Below are 13,504 nucleotides of genomic sequence, written 5' to 3'. Positions count from 1 at the left end.
GGCTCAATGGCCGCACCACTGACGTTCACAAGGAATGCCATCCCCTCTCCCTTTGCCATCCATCTTGGTGTTAGGGCAATTTTCTAGGAACCAGGTCGCCTCCTCGCAGGAAGTCATCTGGGAGCAGTAGACCCGGCCGTCGCACTGACGGATAAAGGTAGATGCCTGTGGCGTGCTATGGGAACTGCTGACCTCATCCTGACTGAAAGAGGAAACTGAGGAGGGCGAGACCGACTCGGCCGAGAAGCGGGAGTAGATGGAAAACAGCCCCGCCAGCACCAGCAGGGGGATCAGCTTGCCACGCCAGTCACCCCTGCGCCTATAGGAGGGCTGGAGGCGGGGCCTTGGTGCCGCCGGTCGATCAGAGCGGCTTGCCATGCCGACAGATTCATTGCGCGCAGGCGAGGGCCGCTCGCTGGCGGGGCCGGTTCCCTGCGCCAGAGACAGGGGCCGATCGGGGAAATACACCTGCAGGGCGCGGGGCTTGTCGTCCTTGCCCACCCCCAGCAGGTAGGAGACCCGCTCCCCGACCTCCGGGGCCCTGCCATCGAAGTGCAGGGCGGAGACATGCACGAAGATTTCGGCCCCTCCCTGCTGCGGTTTGATGAACCCGAAGCCGCGCTGGGGGTTCCAGCTCGCGATCCTGCCCTGATAACCCATGCCCTCATCCTTGTGGCCACCGACTAAGCCCCATCATGCCTCGAAACGGACCCGTCTCGACAGGGGCTGGCGGATAAAATGTGAGCGACGTGGGCAATGCCGGCGGCGGGAGCTCAACTCAGCTGGCCGACCTTGATGATCTCGGCGATGCGGCCGAGCATCCGCAGCGAGCCGTGGTGCTCTATGGCATCGGCCGCGGCGCAGGCATCCTCCAGGATGCTGATGGTGTAGTCCCGATCGTGACCATCCCGGGCGGCGGCCTGAATGGCCCAGCTGGTGCTCACCCCGCACAGGTAGAGATGATCGATCCGGTTGGCCCGCAGGGCGGGCTCCAGCGCGGTGCCGTAGAAGGGGCTGACCCTGGGCTTGGTCAGTACCAGATCGCCGGGCTGCACATCCAGCTCGGGATGAAAATCGGTGCCGCTATCGGCCAGCGACAGCGCGCCGAACTGGTGCGCCCGGCCAAACATCGGGGAGCCCTTGGGTTGCAGCCGATACCCTCCGTCAAAGCCCACCTTCATCAGGATCACCAGCCAGCCCTGAGCGCGGGCATGGGCCAGCGCCTGATTGGCGTGGGTGATGGCATCCTGCTCCAGCACATGGGCCGCCGAGGCGGCGATGCGCCCGTCCGGGTGGGCCAGATCGTTGATAAAGTCGATCACCAGCAGTGCCTTGTTCATGGTGCAAGCTCCCTCGTTGTTTATACCAGCCCCAGTGCGTAGCGTAGCGCCATCTCCTTGAGCGGGCCCGCCCTGTCCGCCAGGGTGAGCGCCAGATTGCGGGCGAGCCTGAGCGGCCCTATCTCGTTGCTGAACACCCCGTAGAAGAGATCCATCCCCGACTGCATCAGCAGGTTGTCCGGACGGCGCCGGCGCTCGTAGCGCCCGGCCAGGGCGAGCTGGTGCCAGTCGCCGCCGGCCTTGTGCAATAACTCGACCCAGCAGTCCACGTCCTTGAAGCCGAGGTTGACCCCCTGCCCCGCCAGCGGGTTGATGGTGTGGGCGGCGTCGCCGAGCAGCAGCACCCGCCCGGCGTGATAGTCGTTGGCATGGCGGCGCACCAGCGGGAAGCTGCCGTTGCCGGTCACCAGGAAACCGCCGAGCCGGGCCGGGAAGTGCTGGCGCACCTCGGCGGTCAGGGCCTCATTGCTCATGGCGGACAGGGCCCGGATGCGGGCCGGGCTGTCGTACCACACCAGGGAGCCGTGCCGGCCCGGCAGCGGCAGAAAGGCGCGCGGGCCGCTCGGGGTGAACTGCTGCCAGGTGATGTCTTCCTGCTCGAAGTCGGTATCTATGTTGATCAGCATGCAGTGCTGGCGATACTCGAAGCGCGACACCCCGATCCCGGCGAGACGGCGGGTGAGCGACTCGGCGCCGTCGCAGGCCAGCACCCAGCGCGCCTGCAGCTCGGTACCATCGTCGAGCAGCAGGGTGGCGTGGTCGGCGCTCTGCTGCAGCCGCGTCACCGCCGCCGGGGTATGGGTCTGGATGTTGGGGAAATCTTCCATTCGCTTCAGCAGGGCGAGCTGCACCAGCCGGTTCTCGATGATGTAGCCGAGCTGGGGCAGGCCGAGGTCGGCGGCATCGAAGCGGGTGGCGAAGCCGTCCAGCTCCCAGGTCTCCAGCCGGCGATAGGGGCACAGCCGCATCTGTTGCAGCCCTTGCCAGGCACCGGCCTGGGTCAGCAGGGCCACCGAGGCCTGGCTGATGGCGGAGACCCGCAGATCCAGCGGCTGCTCGGGGGAAAACGGTGCCGGCAGCTGGGTCTCGATGACCCGGACGTTGAGGCCCTGGCTCGCCAGCAGACAGGCGGTGGCGGCACCGACCATGCCGGCGCCGACGATGGCGATATCACAGTGTTGCATAGCGAGTTTCCTGAGAAAGGGGTCGCCCCGGACAAGGATAGAGGGGCCAAACCGAATGGGGGCATGATACCGCAAGGGGGCGCGATAAACAGTGAGACAGGCGGCGAATTGCCGTGCCAAATCAGGGGCAAAGCCCGTGCTGGCGGGAGGACTGGCCCCAGTGGCGGGCTGGATATTCGCTAGTCAGTGCCCGGATTGCGGAGTAAAATGCCCGGTCCTTTGACCCTGTCGATTACAAAAAACAGTCAAGAGTAGCGATGAGCAAGAAACTTCACATTAAAACCTGGGGCTGCCAGATGAACGAGTATGACTCGTCCAAGATGGCGGACCTGTTGGACGCCAGCCATGGTTATCAGCTGACCGATGAGCCCGCAGAGGCCGACGTCTTGCTGCTCAACACCTGTTCCATTCGTGAGAAGGCGCAGGAGAAGGTGTTCCACCAGCTCGGGCGCTGGAAGAAGCTCAAGTTGAAAAAGCCAGGCCTGGTGATAGGTGTGGGTGGCTGCGTCGCCTCTCAGGAAGGAGCTAGCCTGCGCCAGCGCGCCCCCTATGTGGACATCGTATTCGGCCCGCAGACCCTGCATCGTCTGCCCGCCATGATCAAGCAGGTCCAGGAAGGTCGGGGCGCCCAGATAGACATCGCCTTCCCCGAGATCGAGAAGTTCGACAACCTGCCAGAGCCGCGCGCCGAGGGCCCCACCGCCTTCGTCTCCATCATGGAAGGCTGCTCCAAGTACTGCTCCTTCTGCGTGGTGCCCTACACCCGTGGCGAGGAGGTGAGCCGCCCGCTGGACGACGTGCTCTACGAAATCGCCCAGCTCGCCCAGCAGGGCGTGCGCGAGGTGAACCTGCTCGGCCAGAACGTCAACGCCTACCGCGGCCCGACCTTCGATGACCAGCACTGCACCTTCGCCGAGCTGCTGCGACTGGTGGCCGCCATCGACGGCATCGACAGGATCCGCTACACCACCAGCCACCCCATCGAATTCACCGACGACATCATCGAGGTCTACAAGGACACGCCGGAAGTGGTCAGCTTCCTGCACCTGCCGGTGCAAAGTGGCTCCGACCGTATCCTGACCATGATGAAGCGTCCGCACACGGTGCTGGAGTACAAGTCCAAGATCCGCCGCCTGCGCAGCGTCCGTCCCGACATCACCATGAGCTCCGACTTCATCGTCGGCTTCCCGAACGAGACAGACGAAGACTTCGAGGCCACCATGAAGCTGATCGAGGAGATCAACTACGACATGAGCTTCAGCTTCATCTACAGCCCGCGCCCCGGCACCCCGGCCGCCGATCTGCCGGATGACGTCGACATGGAGGTGAAGAAGGCCCGCCTGGCCCGGCTGCAGAACCAGATCAATCACCAGTCGATGCTCATCGGTCGCGCCATGCTGGGCTCGGTGCAGCGCATCCTGGTGGAAGGCCCCTCCAAGATGGATCCCATGCAGCTCAGTGGCCGCACCGAGAACAACCGGGTGGTCAACTTCGAGGGCTCCCATACCCTGATCGGTGGCTTCGCCGACGTGGAGATCACCGACGTGCGGCCCTACTCCCTGCGCGGTCTCTTCATCCGTGGCGAGGACGAGATGAATCTGCGCATCGCCACCGCGCCGAGCGAGATCCTGGCGCGCCGGCCCGACAACGTGCCCGATGATCTGGGCGTCGCGGCCTTCAGACCCCACTAATTTCCCGATCCCCCTCCGCCAGCCGGAGGGGGAAACAGCTGAGACGAGGACACTTTGAGCCGACACATCTCGACCCTGAACCTGCACCTGGAGCCCGCCGACAACCTGCGCCTCGCCAGCCTGTGCGGTCCCTTCGACGACAATCTCAAGCAGCTGGAGCGCCGTCTCGGCGTCGAGATCAGCTACCGTGACAACCATTTCCAGCTGCTCGGCAAGCAGGCCCAGGTGGACGCCGTCGCCGTCATCCTCAAGCACCTCTATGTGGAAACCCAGCCCCTCAAGGGCGGCAAGGTGACCGACATCACCCCCGAGATGGTGCACCTGTCGGTGCAGGAGTCCCGTGTATTGGAACAGAGAGAGTTGGAGCAGGATGACGAGGCGCCGAGCCAGCCCCATGGCAAGGAGGTGACGGTCAAGACCAAGCGCGGCCTCATCAAGCCCCGCAGCCCCAATCAGGCGCAGTACATCGCCAACATAGTGCGCCACGACATCAGCTTCGGCATAGGCCCGGCCGGTACCGGCAAGACCTATCTGGCCGTGGCCGCGGCGGTGGACGCCCTGGAGCGCCAGGAGATCCGCCGCATCCTGCTGACCCGCCCGGCGGTGGAGGCGGGGGAGAAGCTTGGCTTCCTGCCGGGGGATCTCTCCCAGAAGGTGGACCCCTACCTGCGTCCGCTCTACGACGCCCTGTTCGAGATGCTGGGCTTCGAGCGGGTGGAGAAGCTGATCGAGCGCAACATCATAGAAGTGGCGCCGCTCGCCTATATGCGCGGAAGAACATTGAATGATGCCTTCATCATCCTCGACGAGGCCCAGAACACCACCACCGAGCAGATGAAGATGTTCCTGACCCGCATCGGCTTCAACTCCAAGGCGGTGGTGACCGGTGACATCACCCAGGTGGATCTGCCACGCAGCACCAAGTCCGGCCTGCGCCACGCACTGGAGGTGCTGCAGGGGGTCGATGGCCTGTCGTTCAACTTCTTCGAATCCAAAGACGTGGTGCGCCACCCGGTGGTGGCCCGCATAGTGCAAGCCTACGAGGCGTTCGACGCCGCGCAGGCCGAGTCCCTCCCGGCCAAGTCCAATAAAACCAATTCAAGAGAAGAGAGTGCCCAATGAGCGTGACCCTGGATCTGCAACTGGCCTGTGCTGACGAGCAAGGACTGCCGACCGAAGCCCAGCTGCAAGGCTGGCTCGACGGCACCCTCCTCGGCTTTCAGGATGAAGCCGAGGTGACGGTGCGGCTGGTGGACGAGGCGGAGAGCCGCGAGCTCAACCTCACCTACCGCGGCAAGGACAAGCCCACCAACGTGCTCTCCTTCCCGTTCGAAGCCCCTCCCGGCATGGAGCTGCCCCTGCTAGGCGATCTGGTGATCTGTCGCCAGGTGGTCGAGGCCGAGGCCGCTGAACAGGGCAAAACCCTGGACGCGCACTGGGCTCACATGGTTGTGCACGGCAGTCTGCATCTGCTAGGTTATGACCATATCGAGGATGAGGAAGCCGAGGAGATGGAGGCGCTGGAGCGCGACATCATGCAGGAACTCGGCTTCCCCGACCCCTATCTTGACGATGAGGTCGACGCCTGAATACGAACGGAAAGCCGAGGCGATGGCGCACCGCAGGCGCGCGACATCCGGCAGAAACTCGGCTTCCCAACACCTAATATTGACGATGAAGAATGAGTGCCGAGGAGGCGGGTCACAGTATTGAAACAGACTGCGACCATCCTCACTTAGCACAGCCAAGAACCCCTATGTTCAATGAGTAACCAAGAGAAAAAATGACCGACGAACACCCTAGTACCGGCTCGCCGAAGAAAACCTGGCTCGACAAACTCAGCCAACTCTTCCAGGGCGTCCAGGGCGAGCCAAAAGACCGTAACGATCTGGTGGACGTGATCGCCGATGCCGAGGAGCGAGACCTCATCGATCAGGACACCAAGGACATGATCGAAGGCGTGCTCGAAATAGCCGAGCTGCGCGTGCGCGACATCATGATCCCCCGCTCCCAGATGGTGACCATCGAGAAGTCCCAGCCGGTGGACCAGTTCCTGCCGGTCATCATCGAATCCGGCCACTCCCGCTTCCCGGTGATCAACGAAGACAAGGATCATGTGGAAGGCATTCTGCTCGCCAAGGATCTGCTGCCATTCGGCTTCGGCGGCCACCATGCCAGCGAGCCGCTGCAGCTCGAGCAGATCCTGCGCCCCACTGTGATAGTGCCGGAAAGCAAGCGGGTCGATCGGCTGCTCAAGGAGTTCCGCGAGGAGCGCTACCACATGGCCATAGTGGTGGATGAGTTCGGCGGGGTCTCGGGTCTGGTGACCATCGAGGACATATTGGAGCTCATCGTCGGCGAGATCGACGACGAATTTGACGACATAGAGGATGAACAGGAAGAGATCCGCCGCATCAGCAAGCGGGTCTTCTCGGTCAGCGCCCTCACCGAGATCGAAGACTTCAACGACTTCTTCGGCACCCAGTTCAGCGATGAAGAGGTGGACACGGTCGGCGGCCTGGTGATGCACGCCTTCAGCCACCTGCCGAAGAAGGGTGAGGAGATCGAGCTGGACGGCTACCTGTTCAAGGTCATGCATGCAGACCGCCGTCGCCTGCAGCAACTTCAGGTCAAGATCCCGGAGAATCACGCGGCTGCCCAGCCCGAGTCCTGATCCCGCGTCATCATGATCTGACCATTCAGCGCCCCTGCTTGCAGGGGCGCTTGTCATTTCAGCACTGCCGTCTCGCCTGCTCGCCACCATCAACCCCGCCTCAATACGGTGTCGAAATCCCGATGGCCGGGAGGCTCGCCGTTGGCGCGCTTTGCGGTTAAGATGTCGGCCACTTAACTTTTATTCAGCCCAATTCGAGCCCCTAGCCCAGTGAAATCGAAACTTCTGACAAGCCTATGTGCTTTTGCTTGTGGCGCACTCGCCGTGCTGGCCTTCTCCCCCTTCGGCTACTGGCCTCTGGTGATCCCCTCCCTGCTCGGGCTCTATGCCCTGCTGGACAAGGCCAACCCCAAACAGGCCGCCTGGCGCGGTTTTGGTTACGCCATGGGGCTGTTCCTGCCGGGTCAGTGGTGGATCCACGTCAGCATGACGGAGTTCGGCGGCATACCGCTGCCGGCGGCCTTCGTGTTGCTGGCGGGGCTGGCGGCCTATCTGTCGCTCTACCCGACCCTGGCCTGCTGGGTCTTTGCCCGCTTCTTCAGCGGCCGCCACTGGAGCCGTTGGCTGCTCGCCTTCCCGGCGCTCTGGCTGCTGGCTGACTGGCTGCGGGGCTGGGTGATGACCGGCTACCCCTGGCTCTGGTTTGGTTATACCCAGATCGACGGCCCCCTCAAGGGCTTCGCCCCCATCCTCGGGGTGCAGGGCATCACGCTGGCGCTGCTGCTGTGCACCTCCGCGCTCTGGCTGACCTGGCAGAGCCGCAAGCCGGCCTGGCTGCTGTTGCCCGTCGCCCTGGTGGGCGCCGCCCAGGGGCTGATGCAGCTCAACTGGGTGACCCGGGGTGAACCGGTCAAGGTGGCGCTGGTGCAGGGCAACATAGCCCAGTCCCTCAAGTGGGATCCGGAGGCCCTGGTGCCGACGGTGCGCACCTATCAGGATCTCAGCCGCGAGAACCAGGATGCCGACGTCATCATCTGGCCGGAGTCCGCGATCCCGGCCATCGAGAAGGAGATGGGCAGCTATCTGGAGAGCCTGGACAAGGCGATGAAGGTGAACGACACCGGCCTGCTGGCGGGTATCATCCATTACGATCCGGTGCAGCAGCGCTTCTTCAACACTGTGCTGGGCATGGGGGTACAGGATCTGGACGGCAAGCAGTCCTACCACTACGAGCACAAGAACCGCTACTCCAAGTACCACCTGCTGCCCATAGGGGAATATGTGCCGTTTGAAGATTGGCTGCGTCCCATAGCCCCCTTCTTCAACCTGCCCATGTCCTCCTTCAGCCCGGGGGATGCGGTGCAGCCGAACCTGATCGCCAAGGGGCTCAAGTTCGCCGCCGCCATCTGCTACGAGATCATCTTCCCGGACGAGGTGCGCCGCAACGTCCAGCCGGATACCGACTTCCTGCTGACGGTCTCCAACGATGCCTGGTTCGGCACCAGCATAGGCCCCTGGCAGCACATGGAGATAGCCCGCATGCGCGCCCTCGAGCTGGCCCGTCCGCTGCTGCGCGACACCAACACCGGCATCACCATAGTCACCGAGATCGACGGCAGCATCATCGCCCAGATCCCGCAGTTCGAGGCCGGGGTGCTACGCACCGAGGTGCGGCCGGCCCACGGCTCGACCCCCTACCTGCGCTTCGGCAGCTGGCCGCTGTACGGCCTGACCGCCCTGCTGCTCGGGCTGGCGCTGACGCTGCGCCCCCGTGCCCACCCCTGGGCACGCCAGCTCTGAGCCAACGCTCGCCCATAAAAGAGGCGCCCTCTAGGGGCGCCTCTTTTCATTGCCAAGGATAGCGGCGGCACTCAGGGTGACAGCGGCTCGCGGTGATACTCGTTGGCGCCGCACTCAGGGCAGGTGCCGAGTCGCTCCGGATGTAGCACCGTATGGCGCCATTCGCAGTGATCGCACACCAGCACCCCGAGCCCGACCCAGTCGCCGGCCCGGTAGATGCCCTTGTGTTCCAGCTCCTCCGCCAGCTCACTCCACTCCACCTGGGCCCGGTCGGTCACGTCCGCCAGCCAGGACCAGGCGGTATCCTTCAACGCCAGCATGAAGGCGGACTCCGGCGCCTCGGCCCGCCCCTCGTCGTAGTTGCCAAGATCCCGCTTCACATACTCGGCGATCAGCGCCAGCTCGTCCTGGGTCAGATCCCCGGCCGCCTCCAGATAGGCCTGCACCTTGTCGATCATCCGGTTGAGGCGCTCCCCCTGGAACTCTTCGGTCTCCTGCCATTGCTTTTTAAGCTGAGCGATGAAGGCTTCGTACCCTTGTCGACGTTTGTCCATGGTCGTTACTCCTCTGCTGAACCCTGATCGTGCCTGGCACGAGGCGGGGCGGATGCTGGCGGTTGTTGCCGCCGCAGGATATGGGTATTCTATCGGGATTTCCCAGCTGATTTATCTATTCATTTCACAGATCCGGATGTCACCAATGCAAGAGCAATACGTTCCCCAATCCATAGAACCAGCAGTGCAACAGCACTGGGATGCCAAGAAAACCTTCAAGGCCGTGGAGAAAGTAGACAAAGAGAAGTTCTACTGCCTCTCCATGTTCCCCTATCCGTCTGGTCGTCTACACATGGGGCACGTGCGTAACTACACCATAGGTGATGTGATCTCCCGTTATCAACGGCTCAATGGCAAGAACGTGCTGCAACCCATCGGCTGGGATGCCTTCGGTCTGCCGGCAGAAAACGCCGCCATCAAGAACAACACGGCACCGGCGCCCTGGACCTACGAAAACATCGAATACATGAAGAACCAGCTGAAGATGCTGGGGCTCGGCTACGACTGGGATCGCGAGCTGGCGACCTGCAAGCCGGACTACTACCGCTGGGAGCAGTGGTTCTTCACCAAGCTCCACGAGAAAGGCCTGGTCTACAAGAAGACCTCCTCCGTCAACTGGTGCCCGAACGACATGACGGTACTGGCCAACGAGCAGGTGATCGACAACTGCTGCTGGCGCTGTGACACCCCGGTGGAGCAGAAAGAGATCCCCCAGTGGTTCATCAAGATCACCGACTATGCCGAAGAGCTGCTCAACGACATCGACAACCTGGACGGCTGGCCAGAGATGGTCAAGACCATGCAGCGCAACTGGATTGGCCGCTCCGAAGGGGTCAACATCCACTTCCAGATAGCCGATCAGGATGGCGACCTCGAGGTCTACACCACCCGTCCTGATACCTTCATGGGCGTGACCTATGTGGGCATCGCCGCCGGTCACCCGCTGGCCACCCAGGCTGCCGCGACCAATCCAGAGCTGGCCGCCTTCATCGAGGAGTGCAAGCACACCAAGGTGGCCGAGGCTGAGATGGCGACCATGGAGAAGAAGGGCATGGCCACCGGCCTCTACGCCATTCACCCGCTGGATGGCCGCAAGGTGCCGGTCTGGGTCGCCAACTTCGTACTGATGAACTATGGCACCGGCGCCGTGATGGCGGTGCCCGGCCACGATCTGCGCGACCATGAGTTCGCCACCAAGTACGGCCTCGAGATCAAGGCCGTCATCAAGCCCGCCGAGGGTGAGGTGCCGGACGTTGCTGCCGCTGCCTATACCGACAAGGGTGTGCTGTTCAACTCCGGCGAGTTCGACGGCCTCGAGTTCCAGGCCGCCTTCGATGCCATCGCCACCAAGCTGGAAGCGATCGGCAAGGGCAAGCGCACCGTCAACTTCCGCCTGCGCGACTGGGGCGTCTCCCGTCAGCGCTACTGGGGCGCCCCCATCCCCATGTTGACCCTGGCCGACGGCACAGTAGTGCCGACCCCGGAGGATCAACTGCCGGTGCTGCTGCCGGAAGATGTGGTGATGGACGGCATCCAGAGCCCGATCAAGGCCGATGCCGCCTGGGCCAAGACCACCTATAACGGCCAGGAAGCCTTCCGCGAGACCGATACCTTCGACACCTTTATGGAGTCCTCCTGGTATTACGCCCGCTACTGCTCCCCGGACTACGACAAGGGCATGCTGGATCCCGCGGCCGCCAACCACTGGCTGCCGGTGGATCAGTACATAGGCGGCATCGAGCACGCCTGTATGCACCTGCTCTACGCCCGCTTCTTCCACAAGCTGCTGCGTGACGCAGGGCTCGTGAACAGCGACGAGCCGTTCAAGCGCCTGCTCTGCCAGGGCATGGTGCTGGCCGACGCCTTCTACTACAAGGACGAGAAGGGCGGCAACGTCTGGGTCAGCCCGACCGAGGTCAAGGTGGAGCGTGACGACAAGGGTCGCATCACCAAGGCCACCGACCTTGAGGGCCGTGAGGTGATCCACTCCGGCATGACCAAGATGTCCAAGTCCAAGAACAACGGCATCGATCCCCAGCTGATGGTGGAGCGTTACGGCGCCGATACCGTGCGCCTGTTCATGATGTTCGCCTCCCCGGCCGACATGACCCTGGAGTGGTCCGACTCCGGCGTCGAAGGGGCCCAGCGCTTCCTGCGTCGCCTGTGGCGCCTGACCTTCGAGCACGTCAGTGCAGGTGCCGCCCCCGCGCTGAACCTGGCCGCCCTGACCGGCGATCAGAAAGCGGTGCGCCGCGAGCTGCACAAGACCATCGCCAAGGTGAGCGATGACGTGGGTCGTCGCCAGACCTTCAACACCGCCATCGCCGCCATCATGGAGCTGATGAACAATCTCTCCAAGCTGGATACCGGCGATCAGGATCGCGCCCTGATGCAGGAAGCGCTGGAAGCGGTCGTGGTCATGCTCTACCCCATCACCCCGCACATCGGCTTCGAGCTGTGGAAGATGCTGGGCAAGGAAGGGGACATAGACGTCGCGGCCTGGCCGGTGGCCGACGAGAGCGCCATGGTCGAGACCGAGAAGCTGGTGGTGGTGCAGATCAACGGCAAGATGCGCGGCAAGCTGACAGTGCCGGCCGAGATCAGCCAGGCCGAGGTCGAGAAGCTGGCCATGGCCGATGCCTCGGTGCAGAAGTTCACCGAAGGCCTGACCGTGCGCAAGGTGGTCTACGTACCGGGCAAGCTGCTCAACATCGTCGCCAACTGATGATCCGACGGCGGGCTGGTGCCCGCCGTCGTTCCAGCCATTCAAAGAGGAATTCACATGGGCATGTCCCTTACTCGCTGGATTGCCATCGCGCTGACGGGCCTGCTGCTGCAGGCCTGCGGTTTTCAGATGCGGGGCACCGCTATCCCCCCCGAGCTGATGACCATGAAGGTGGTCGGTGACAACAAGAGCGATTTCTACCGGCTGGTGACCACCCGCCTCAAGGCCTCAGGGGTGACCCTCGCGGACAAGGAAGGCATCCCGGTGCTGACCCTGGCCGGTGTCAGTAGCAGCAGTCAGGTTGCCTCCGTCGACTCCATCGGTCAGGAGCGTGAGTACCTGCTGGGTTACAGCACCCAGTTCAGCATCACTGTGCCGGGCAAGCCGACCCAGGTCTTCCCCATCACCTTCAACCGCAGCTTCCTGAACAAGCCGGATGCGGCGCTCGCCTCGTCTCGCGAGCAGGAGCAGCTCGGCAAGGAGATGCAGGAGCAGGCCGCGAACCTGGTGATCCGTCAGCTCAGCCAGGTCAAGTTCTGATGCGAGTATCTTGATGAGAGTCTACCCCGAGCAGTTTGCGGACCATCTCAAAGCAGGGCTCAAGCCCTGCTATCTCGTTTTTGGTGACGAGCCGCTGCTCAAGCTGGAGGCCATCGACGCCATCCGGCAGGTGGCCGGCAAGCAGGGTTTCGATGAACGCCACAGCTTCGTGGTCGAAGCCGGGCTGGACTGGAACCAGGTCTACGATGCCTGCCAGGCCATGAGCCTGTTCTCGGCCCGCCAGATCATAGAGCTGGAACTGCCCGCCAAGGTCGACAAGGATCTCGCCGCCCGTATCACCGAGATCGGCAAGCAGCTGCATCCCGACCTGCTGCTGGTACTGAGCGGCAATCGCCTCAACCAGACCCAGATGAAAGCAGCCTGGTTCGACAAGCTGAGCCAGAACGGCACCTATGTGCCGGTCAACCACCCCGAGCCCCGCTTCTTCCCACGCTGGATGAGCGCTCGTTTTCAGCGTTTCGGCCTCAAGGCTCTGCCGGACGCCATCAACTTCATGTGCCACGCCTATGAGGGCAACCTGCTGGCCGCGAGCCAGGAGATAGAGAAGCTGACCCTGCTGGCGCCGCCCCAACCCATCAGCGTCGCCTATCTGCAAGAGACCATCATACGTCACGCCCATTTCACGCCGTTCCAGCTCATCGATACCCTGCTGGAGGGCAAGGTGAACCGGGCCCAGCGCATCCTGCTGGCGCTGCGGGCCGAAGGCACCGAGCCCGGCATGCTGGCCTGGGCCCTGTGCCGCGAGCTGGAGCAGCTCACCGAGCTGGCGCTGGCCGCCCGCGCCGGTCAGCCGCTGGTGGAGCACTTCTCCCGGTTGCGCATCTGGCAGAGTCGCCAGCAGCTGATCCAGCAGGCCCTGACCCGGCTGCCCTTCACCAAGCTGCAGCAGCTGTGGCAGCTGATGGCCCAGCTGGACGACGCCCAGCGCCGCTTCGATACCGAGCGGGCCTGGCTGATGCTGCAGACCCTGGCGCTCGGTTTTCGCGATGGCGCGCCGCTGCCCCTGCTGGAGCCTTCAGCATGCTGAAGGCACCC

At 63.4% G+C, this 13,504-nt stretch carries 12 protein-coding genes; 8 read left to right on the top strand and 4 right to left on the bottom strand.

All coding sequences use genetic code 11. From position 1 onward, the window contains the following. Window positions 1-3: 3 nt before the first annotated feature. The 3 genes from AACW18_RS03590 to AACW18_RS03580 all read right to left on the bottom strand — a co-directional run bounded on the left by AACW18_RS03590 (window position 4) and on the right by AACW18_RS03580 (window position 2,524). Window positions 4-660: a cold shock domain-containing protein gene (locus AACW18_RS03590; RefSeq protein WP_218387858.1), complete on the bottom strand. Its 657-nt coding sequence runs from the start codon at window positions 658-660 to the stop codon at window positions 4-6. A 113-nt stretch (window positions 661-773) separates the two neighbouring features. Next, window positions 774-1,340: a cysteine hydrolase family protein gene (locus AACW18_RS03585; protein ID WP_042652744.1), complete on the bottom strand. Its 567-nt coding sequence runs from the start codon at window positions 1,338-1,340 to the stop codon at window positions 774-776. Window positions 1,341-1,360: 20 nt separating this feature from the next. Next, on the bottom strand, window positions 1,361-2,524 hold the full coding sequence (locus AACW18_RS03580) for an FAD-dependent oxidoreductase (RefSeq protein ID WP_218387857.1): 1,164 nt from the start codon (window positions 2,522-2,524) through the stop codon (window positions 1,361-1,363). Window positions 2,525-2,781: 257 nt separating this feature from the next. On the opposite strand from AACW18_RS03580, the gene miaB reads away from it, so the two are divergent. The 5 genes from miaB to lnt all read left to right on the top strand — a co-directional run bounded on the left by miaB (window position 2,782) and on the right by lnt (window position 8,629). Further along, complete coding sequence (gene miaB, locus AACW18_RS03575; protein WP_218290579.1) at window positions 2,782-4,215, top strand: tRNA (N6-isopentenyl adenosine(37)-C2)-methylthiotransferase MiaB; 1,434 nt, start codon at window positions 2,782-2,784, stop codon at window positions 4,213-4,215. Window positions 4,216-4,269: 54 nt separating this feature from the next. Then, window positions 4,270-5,337, top strand: coding sequence for a PhoH family protein (locus AACW18_RS03570; RefSeq protein WP_218290578.1), 1,068 nt, complete (start codon window positions 4,270-4,272; stop codon window positions 5,335-5,337). Next, a complete protein-coding gene (ybeY, locus tag AACW18_RS03565) occupies window positions 5,334-5,804 on the top strand; it encodes an rRNA maturation RNase YbeY (RefSeq protein WP_218387856.1) in 471 nt (156 codons plus the stop codon). Before AACW18_RS03570 ends, ybeY begins: the two co-directional genes overlap by 4 nt. Window positions 5,805-5,998: 194 nt before the next feature. Next, window positions 5,999-6,889: a CNNM family magnesium/cobalt transport protein CorC gene (corC, locus tag AACW18_RS03560; RefSeq protein ID WP_218387855.1), complete on the top strand. Its 891-nt coding sequence runs from the start codon at window positions 5,999-6,001 to the stop codon at window positions 6,887-6,889. 210 nt (window positions 6,890-7,099) lie between these two features. Then, window positions 7,100-8,629 (top strand): apolipoprotein N-acyltransferase, encoded by a 1,530-nt coding sequence (gene lnt, locus AACW18_RS03555; RefSeq protein ID WP_218387854.1) that lies wholly within the window; start codon window positions 7,100-7,102, stop codon window positions 8,627-8,629. Between the two features lie 71 nt (window positions 8,630-8,700). On the opposite strand, the gene AACW18_RS03550 is transcribed toward lnt, so the two are convergent. Continuing rightward, window positions 8,701-9,183: a zinc ribbon-containing protein gene (locus AACW18_RS03550; RefSeq protein WP_218290575.1), complete on the bottom strand. Its 483-nt coding sequence runs from the start codon at window positions 9,181-9,183 to the stop codon at window positions 8,701-8,703. Window positions 9,184-9,328: 145 nt separating this feature from the next. Here AACW18_RS03550 and leuS point away from each other — a divergent pair, with 145 nt between their 5' ends. From leuS to holA, 3 genes are read left to right on the top strand one after another with little or no spacing between them, the layout of a single operon-like run. Next, the gene (gene leuS / locus AACW18_RS03545) at window positions 9,329-11,908 is read left to right on the top strand and encodes a leucine--tRNA ligase (RefSeq protein ID WP_218387853.1); all 2,580 of its coding nucleotides are present in this window, start codon (window positions 9,329-9,331) and stop codon (window positions 11,906-11,908) included. 57 nt (window positions 11,909-11,965) lie between these two features. Next, the gene (locus AACW18_RS03540; RefSeq protein WP_218387852.1) at window positions 11,966-12,448 is read left to right on the top strand and encodes an LPS-assembly lipoprotein LptE; all 483 of its coding nucleotides are present in this window, start codon (window positions 11,966-11,968) and stop codon (window positions 12,446-12,448) included. 13 nt (window positions 12,449-12,461) lie between these two features. Continuing rightward, complete coding sequence (gene holA, locus AACW18_RS03535) at window positions 12,462-13,496, top strand: DNA polymerase III subunit delta (protein WP_218387851.1); 1,035 nt, start codon at window positions 12,462-12,464, stop codon at window positions 13,494-13,496. Window positions 13,497-13,504 lie beyond the last annotated feature (8 nt).

Source organism: Aeromonas sp. sia0103, assembly GCF_963895295.1.
Taxonomy (GTDB): domain Bacteria; phylum Pseudomonadota; class Gammaproteobacteria; order Enterobacterales; family Aeromonadaceae; genus Aeromonas; species Aeromonas encheleia.
This window is presented reverse-complemented; position numbering and strand designations above follow the sequence as displayed.

Bases quoted from the DNA above. Each gene is read 5' to 3' on its own strand.
- AACW18_RS03590 (WP_218387858.1), bottom strand. From the start codon at position 660: ATGGGTTATCAGGGCAGGATCGCGAGCTGGAACCCCCAGCGCGGCTTC.
- AACW18_RS03585 (WP_042652744.1), bottom strand. From the start codon at position 1,340: ATGAACAAGGCACTGCTGGTGATCGACTTTATCAACGATCTGGCCCAC.
- AACW18_RS03580 (WP_218387857.1), bottom strand. From the start codon at position 2,524: ATGCAACACTGTGATATCGCCATCGTCGGCGCCGGCATGGTCGGTGCC.
- miaB (WP_218290579.1), top strand. From the start codon at position 2,782: ATGAGCAAGAAACTTCACATTAAAACCTGGGGCTGCCAGATGAACGAG.
- ybeY (WP_218387856.1), top strand. From the start codon at position 5,334: ATGAGCGTGACCCTGGATCTGCAACTGGCCTGTGCTGACGAGCAAGGA.
- corC (WP_218387855.1), top strand. From the start codon at position 5,999: ATGACCGACGAACACCCTAGTACCGGCTCGCCGAAGAAAACCTGGCTC.
- AACW18_RS03550 (WP_218290575.1), bottom strand. From the start codon at position 9,183: ATGGACAAACGTCGACAAGGGTACGAAGCCTTCATCGCTCAGCTTAAA.
- leuS (WP_218387853.1), top strand. From the start codon at position 9,329: ATGCAAGAGCAATACGTTCCCCAATCCATAGAACCAGCAGTGCAACAG.
- AACW18_RS03540 (WP_218387852.1), top strand. From the start codon at position 11,966: ATGGGCATGTCCCTTACTCGCTGGATTGCCATCGCGCTGACGGGCCTG.
- holA (WP_218387851.1), top strand. From the start codon at position 12,462: ATGAGAGTCTACCCCGAGCAGTTTGCGGACCATCTCAAAGCAGGGCTC.